Source organism: Xanthobacter sp. BG11Y11_SDJG (assembly GCF_057364445.1).
The window spans coordinates 1-6,627 of the sequence record NZ_JBNFNU010000236.1; the positions used below are offsets into that span (position 1 = coordinate 1).

The 6,627-nt window shown below is 71.2% G+C and carries 5 protein-coding genes and 3 pseudogenes; 5 read left to right on the top strand and 3 right to left on the bottom strand.

Annotated features, from left to right (window positions below):
* A pseudogene (locus AC2W7M_RS17025) lies at positions 1-1,346 on the bottom strand (YifB family Mg chelatase-like AAA ATPase); the annotation flags it as partial.
* Between the two features lie 140 nt (positions 1,347-1,486).
* On the opposite strand from AC2W7M_RS17025, the pseudogene AC2W7M_RS17030 reads away from it, so the two are divergent.
* The 3 genes and pseudogenes from AC2W7M_RS17030 to AC2W7M_RS17040 all read left to right on the top strand — a co-directional run.
* Positions 1,487-2,050: pseudogene (locus AC2W7M_RS17030) on the top strand (MFS transporter); the annotation flags it as partial.
* A gap of 100 nt (positions 2,051-2,150) precedes the next feature.
* Positions 2,151-2,762, top strand: a complete 612-nt coding sequence (locus AC2W7M_RS17035) for an MFS transporter (RefSeq protein ID WP_486133509.1) — start codon at positions 2,151-2,153, stop codon at positions 2,760-2,762.
* 95 nt (positions 2,763-2,857) lie between these two features.
* Complete coding sequence (locus AC2W7M_RS17040; RefSeq protein WP_486133503.1) at positions 2,858-3,634, top strand: class I SAM-dependent methyltransferase; 777 nt, start codon at positions 2,858-2,860, stop codon at positions 3,632-3,634.
* A 305-nt stretch (positions 3,635-3,939) separates the two neighbouring features.
* Here the strand turns inward: AC2W7M_RS17040 and AC2W7M_RS17045 are convergent, their stop codons facing one another.
* Both AC2W7M_RS17045 and gshB read right to left on the bottom strand, forming a co-directional pair.
* Entirely contained in the window at positions 3,940-4,251 is a 312-nt protein-coding gene (locus tag AC2W7M_RS17045) for a polyhydroxyalkanoic acid system family protein (RefSeq protein ID WP_121622598.1), read from the bottom strand.
* A 17-nt stretch (positions 4,252-4,268) separates the two neighbouring features.
* Positions 4,269-5,216: a glutathione synthase gene (gene gshB / locus AC2W7M_RS17050; protein WP_486133505.1), complete on the bottom strand. Its 948-nt coding sequence runs from the start codon at positions 5,214-5,216 to the stop codon at positions 4,269-4,271.
* Positions 5,217-5,400: 184 nt separating this feature from the next.
* Between gshB and lgt the strand changes: the two genes are divergently transcribed.
* Positions 5,401-6,219, top strand: coding sequence for a prolipoprotein diacylglyceryl transferase (gene lgt / locus AC2W7M_RS17055; protein WP_486133507.1), 819 nt, complete (start codon positions 5,401-5,403; stop codon positions 6,217-6,219).
* A 50-nt stretch (positions 6,220-6,269) separates the two neighbouring features.
* Positions 6,270-6,527 (top strand): annotated as a pseudogene (locus AC2W7M_RS17060) (SAM-dependent methyltransferase); the annotation flags it as partial.
* Between the last annotated feature and the right edge of the window lie 100 nt (positions 6,528-6,627).

Sequence of the window (6,627 nt, forward strand, 5' to 3'; positions counted from 1 at the left end):
CCCGTCCGGCCTCGCCACGTGTCGAGCAGCGGGCCGGGAGGCCTGCGCATTGGTGTCGCACGTCCGGGCGCCGAGGCGCCGCGTAACGCTCGGCCTGAATCTCCCGCGCCATGGCGACCCGCGCCGCCACCTCGCGCGAACCTTCCGCGGCGCCGGCAGAACGAGGTCGGCGGCCGAGACCGCGGGCACCTCCAGATGGATGTCGATGCGGTCCAGGAACGGGCCGGACAGCCGCGCCTGGTATTCATCGGCGCAGCGCGGCCCCTTCTTGCAGGTGAAGCCCGGCTCCCCGGCGCGCCCGCAGCGGCAGGGATTCATCGCCGCGATCAGCTGGAAGCGGGCGGGATAGGTGACGCGGTGGTTGGCGCGCGCGATCAGCACCTCCCCGCTCTCCAGCGGCTGACGCAGGCTGTCGAGCACCTGGGGCGTGAACTCCGGAAGCTCGTCCAGGAACAGCACGCCGTTATGGGCGAGCGAGACCTCGCCCGGCCGCGCCTTGATGCCGCCGCCCACCATGGCGGCCATGCTGGCGGAATGGTGCGGCGCGCGGAACGGCCGGCGGTCCATCAGCGCGCCGTTCTCGATCGTGCCGGCCACCGAGGCGATCATGGACACGTCCAGCATCTCCGCCGGCGAGAGCGGCGGCAGGATGGAGGGCAGGCGCTGGGCGAGCATGGACTTGCCCGCCCCCGGCGGCCCGACGAACAGCAGATTGTGGCCGCCGGCCGCGGCCACCTCTAGAGCGCGCTTGGCCGCCTCCTGGCCGCGCACGTCCCTGAGGTCGAGCGGCGCGAGCGCCGGCTCGCCCATGCGCGGTTCGGGGCGCGCCATCACCTGCCGCCCCGAGAATGGTTGGCGAGAGCGATGAGGGAGACCGGCGCGAGGATGTCCATGTCCGGGCTCGCCCAGGCCGCCTCGGCGCCGCAGGGCGCGGGGCAGATGAGGCCGTGCCCGCGCGCATTGGCGCCGATGGCGGCGGGGAGCACGCCGGCCACGGCCGCGAGCGTGCCGTCGAGGCCGAGCTCGCCCACCACCGTGAAGCCGGCGAGCGCGTCCGCCGGGATGGCGCCGATGGCGGCCATGAGGCCGAGGGCGATGGGCAGGTCATAGTGCGAGCCTTCCTTCGGCAGGTCCGCAGGGGCGAGATTGATGGTGATGCGCCGCGCCGGCAGCGCCAGGCCGGAGGCGATCAGCGCCGCGCGCACCCGCTCCTTGGCCTCGGTCACGGCCTTGTCGGGCAGGCCGACGATGGTGAAGGCCGGCAGGCCCGCGGCCACGTGCACCTGCACGTCGACGGGGCGTGCCTCCACCCCCTCGAACGCCACTGTCGCCACGCGCTGGATCATGCGCGCCCCCTGAAGCCCCTGATTGCGGAAGGCTAGCGGAGCACGCCAGATGAGGCAAGAACGAATTAGGAACATTGTTTCCCATTCCCTCGCGGCGGAACCGCGCCTAGGGTGCGCCGGAGGTGCCGGGGGAGGGACGCATGGCGGCGACGCGGTTTCGCTACGTGGTGGTGCTGCTGCTGTTCATCATCACGGTGGTGAACTATGTGGACCGCGCCGCGATCTCCTATGCCATCCCGGCCATGGAGGCGGAGCTGGGCCTCTCCAAGCTCGATGCCGGCACCATCCTCGGCGCCTTCGGCATCGGCTATGCGGTGACGACGCTGATCGGCGGCTTCGCCGTGGACCGCTACGGCGCGCGCCTGGTGCTGACCGTCGCGGCGGTCATGTGGAGCCTGTCCATCGGCCTCACCGGCGTCGCCTCCGGCTTCCTCACGCTCTATCTGGCGCGCACCCTGCTCGGCGTGGCGGAAGGGCCGAACTTCCCGGCCATGACGGGCGCGCTCGCACGCTGGCTGCCGCCGGCGCAGCAGGCGAGCGCCCACGGCTATGCGCTGCTGGCGGTGCCGGTGGCGCTCGCCATCGGCGGGCCGATCGTCACCCAGCTTCTGGCGCTGCTCGACTGGCGCTGGACGTTCGGCGTGCTGTTCGCGCTCTCGGTGGCCTGGGTGCCGCTGTGGTTCTTCCTGTTCCGCGACGATCCCGCCCGCTCGCGCCATGTGAACGCGGCCGAGCTGGCCGCGATCCGTGCCGGCGCCGGCGCCGCGCCGCCGCCGTCCAAGCGACATCTGGCCCGAGCGCGCGGTGCTGCGCGCGCTGCTCACCAACCGCACGCTGCTGGCCAATTACTGGGCGTTCTTCGTGTTCGGCTATTTCCTGTTCTTCTTCATGAGCTGGCTGCCGAGCTATCTGCACACCGTCTACAAGCTGGACCTGACCACGGTGGGCGCCTTCACCGTGGTGCCGTGGCTTGCGGCTGCGGCGGCGCTGTGGGCGCTCGGCCTTCTGTCGGACCAGCTGCTGAAGACCACGGGGCGCCTCAGGGTGGCACGCTCCTATGTCATCGCCGGCAGCCAATTGGTGGCGGCGCTGGCGGTGGTGCCGGTGGCGTTCGCCGACAACCTGTTTGTGGCGATCGCCGGCATCACGGTGGCGGTGGCCGCCTCCATGGGCGCCAATGCGGCCTATTACGCGGTGAACGTGGACATCGTTCCGGAGCGGGCGGCCACCGCCCTCGGGCTCATGGACTTCGCCTTCGCGCTCGCCGGCTTCCTCGCTCCCGCGCTCACCGGCTTCGTGCTGCATCTGCGCGGATCGTTCACCGACGGCTTCCTGCTGATGGCGGTGCTCGCTCTGTCCTCGGTGGTGGTGGTGCTGGCCTTCCACCACCCGGACCGCGACCGCAGGGCTTCCTGAGGAGCCTTGCGCCGCAGCGGCTTGCGCGCGGCACCGGGCCGGGCTGAAATCCCGGCCCCAGATCACCCGCCCGCGCGCACGCCCGGAGAAGGCCCATGTCCGCAATTCCTTCCGCCACCATCCAGGAGCTGGTGGCGCGCCAGTTCGGCCCGCAGGCGAGCGCCTATGTGACGAGCGCGGTCCACGCCCAGGGCGAGGACCTTGCGGCGCTCGCCCGCCTGCTCGACGGCCAAGGCGAGGCGCGCCTCATCGACCTCGGCTGCGGCGGCGGCCATGTGAGCTTCACCGCCGCGCCGCACGTGAGGGAGGTGGTGGCCTACGACCTCTCCACCGAGATGCTGGCGGCGGTGGCGGACCAGGCGCGGCAGCGCGGCCTCGCCAACATCACGACCGCGCAGGGCGTCGCCGAGCGCCTGCCGTTCGCCGACGCCAGCTTCGACATCGTCGTCTCGCGCTACAGCGCCCATCACTGGGCCGATGCGGCGGCGGGCGTGCGCGAGGCGCGGCGCATGCTGAAGCCCGGCGGCTTGGCGGTGTTCATGGACGTGATCGCGGCCGAGACCGCGCTGCTGGACACCTTCCTTCAGACCGTGGAGATGCTGCGCGACCCCTCCCACGTGCGCGACTATGCGGCGCGCGAATGGCGCGCCTTCGCCGAGGCGGCCGGCTTCGCGGTGGCGAGCGAGACGCCGCGGCGGCTGCGGCTCGAATACGGGCCGTGGATCACCCGCATCGGCACCAGCCCGGTGAATGCCGCCGCCATCCGCTCGCTCCAGGACAGCGCGCCGCAGGAGGTCAGGCGCCATTTCGAGATCGAGACGGACGGCACCTTCACCCTCGACACGCTGACGCTGGTGCTGAAGGCGGTGTGAGCGGCGGGGCGCCTGTTCGCGTCGCCTTCCTCCCTTCAACCGCCGTCACGCCCGCTCGTCCGCCCCGACCGAGTTGCCGTCATGCCCCGGCTTGTCCGGGGCATCCACTGCGCCGTCTGCGGATGGCTGAAGAATGAAGCGCCAGCCCGGCCGCGGGTGGATCCCCCGGACAAGCGGGGGATGACGGTGGGGACAGCGGCGACGGCGGGGGTCAAGGGCGACGGCGGTGGGAGGAAAGCGGCGGCAGAGCACGCCGCCGGCGTCAGGGACCCGGCGTTCGCGAAGGCACCCAGACCCGCCCCGCGCTATTTCTTCTCCAGCAGGATCTGCCCCTGCTTCATCACCAGGTCCTTGGCCTTGTTGGCCAGCATGGACAGGAAGAAGGGCAGTTCCACCGAGAGGTTCACGGCCTCGTCGAGCACGTCCAGCGTGCCGGAGGCGTGCTGGCCCATGACGGCGACGCGGAAGTCCAGGTGGCCGTCGGTCCAGCGCTCCTCGACGATCTCCACATGGCTCGCGAAGCGGTCGCGCACCGTGGTGAGGCCGGACTGCAGCCGGCGGGTCGCCTCCTCCCGGCCGAGCTTGTGGGGAACCGAGGCGGTGAAAGGCTGGGCCATCGTCGAAACTCCGAAATTCAGCGCGCCGCGCGCTTGTCCTCGATCTTGTCCCAGATCTCGACGGCGATATCCGGGCCGCCCAGGCGCTTGATGGCCCGAAGGCCGGTGGGCGAGGTGACGTTGATCTCGGTGAGGTTGCCGTCGATCACGTCGATGCCGACGAAGATCAGGCCCATCTTCTTCAGCGACGGGCCAATGCGGGCGCAGATCTCCTGCTCGCGCGGCGTGAGGTCGGTGGGCTTCGCCGCGCCGCCGCGCACCATGTTGGACCTGAGGTCGCCCTCGCTCGGCACGCGGTTCACCGCGCCCGCAGCAACCCCGTCCACCAGGATGATGCGCTTGTCGCCGTGCTTCACTTCGGGGAGGAAGCGCTGGATCACCCAGGGCTCGCGGAAGGTGGTGGCGAACAGGTCGTAGAGCGAGCCGAAATTGAGGTCGTCGGCGGCAAGGCGGAACACCGCGGCGCCGCCATTGCCGTAGAGCGGCTTCATCACCACGTCGCCGAACTCGGCGCGGAACGCCTTGATCTCGTCGAGGTCGCGGGAGATCAGGGTCGGCGGCATCAGGTCCGGGAATTCGGTGACGAAGATCTTCTCCGGCGCATTGCGCACATGCGCCGGGTCGTTCACCACCAGGGTGTTCGGGTGGATGCGCTCCAGGAGATGGGTCGCGGTCACATAGGCCATGTCGAAGGGCGGGTCCTGGCGCATCAGCACCACGTCCATCTCGGCGAGCGGCACGCGCGCCTTCTCGCCCAGAGTGAAGTGGGCGCCGGCCTCGTCCTTCACGGTGAGCGGCTCGATGGTGGCGAAGACGACGCCGTCGCGCATGGCCATGCGCTCGGGCGTGTAGTGGTAGAGCGTGTGCCCGCGCCGCTGCGCCTCCAGCAGCAGCGCGAAGGTGGAATCGCCGGCGATGTTGATGCGGGCGATATGGTCCATCTGGACCGCGACCTTGAGAGCCATGACCATCTCCGGCGCCCGGCGCGGCGGAGCGCGGGCCTTGCGAACGTTGCTCTATCTATAGGCCGCCGCGCCGTCCCGCCAGCGGCGGCAGCCGCACGGGAATGGACCCTGCCCTGCGCCGGGCCGGCTTGACGGCGGCGCCCGCGGCTTGCCACATGGCGGCCGCCGCAGCCCCGGGGAGCCGATGCCGACCCTCGCCTTGCCCTTCCCCGCCATCGATCCGGTGCTGGTCCATGTCGGCCCGCTCGCCATCCGCTGGTATGCGCTCGCTTATATCGCCGGGCTGGTGCTGGGCTGGCTCTATGCGCGCTGGCTCGTCGCCCGGCCGGCGCTGTGGGGCGGCACCTCGCCCATGCGGCCGCAGGACCTCGACGACGCGCTGTTCTGGGCGACGCTGGGCGTGATCCTGGGCGGCCGGCTTGGCTACGTGCTGTTCTACAATCCCGCTTATTTCGCCGCGAACCCGGCCGACATCGTCGCCGTGTGGAAGGGCGGCATGTCGTTCCACGGCGGGCTCGCCGGCACCATCGTCGCTCTGGTGCTGTTCGCCCGCGCCCGCGGCATTCGCATCTTCTCGCTGCTGGATGTCGCGGGCGTTGTGGCGCCGCTCGGCCTCCTGTTCGGGCGCATCGCCAATTTCATCAACGGCGAATTGTGGGGCCGCCCTGCCGACGTGCCGTGGGCCGTGATCTTCCCCACCGGCGGCAACATTCCGCGCCATCCGAGCCAGCTTTACGAGGCGGCGCTGGAGGGCCTCGTCCTGTTCCTGGTGATGCTGCTCGTGGTGCGCCTCGGCGGGCTGAAGCGGCCCGGCGTCGCCGCCGGCATCTTCGGCATCGGCTACGGGCTCGGGCGCATCACGGGAGAGTTCTTCCGCGAGCCCGACGCCCAGCTCGGCTACCTCGCCTTCGGCACCACCATGGGCATGTGGCTCTCGGTGCCTGTGGTGCTGGCCGGTCTCGGCCTGCTCCTCTATGCGCTCAGGAGGCGCCCCGCGCCGTGAGCGGGCCGCTCGAAGCCGAGATCAAGGCGCTGATCGCCGCCGGCGGGCCGATGCCGCTGCGCCGCTTCATGGCGCTGGCGCTGGGCCATCCGAAATACGGCTACTACATCACCCGCGACCCGCTCGGCGCGGCCGGCGACTTCGTCACCGCGCCGGAGATCAGCCAGATGTTCGGCGAGCTGATCGGCCTGTGGGCGGTGGCGCAATGGCAGGCCATGGGCGCGCCAACCCCCTTCCGCCTCATCGAGCTCGGCCCCGGCCGCGGCACGCTGATGGCGGACGCCCTGCGCGCGGCGCGCCTCGCGCCGCGCAGTTCGCGCCGCGCGTGATCGATGACCCTCGCGGAAGCGGTGGGGGCCGGCGCGCCCGGTGCCCGGTTCGCAGCACACCTCCACATGGATGGCGAAG

Coding starts and splice junctions, on each gene's coding strand:
- gshB (WP_486133505.1), bottom strand. CDS start 5,216: ATGGCTCTCAAGGTCGCGGTCCAGATGGACCATATCGCCCGCATCAAC.
- AC2W7M_RS17040 (WP_486133503.1), top strand. CDS start 2,858: ATGTCCGCAATTCCTTCCGCCACCATCCAGGAGCTGGTGGCGCGCCAG.
- AC2W7M_RS17045 (WP_121622598.1), bottom strand. CDS start 4,251: ATGGCCCAGCCTTTCACCGCCTCGGTTCCCCACAAGCTCGGCCGGGAG.
- lgt (WP_486133507.1), top strand. CDS start 5,401: ATGCCGACCCTCGCCTTGCCCTTCCCCGCCATCGATCCGGTGCTGGTC.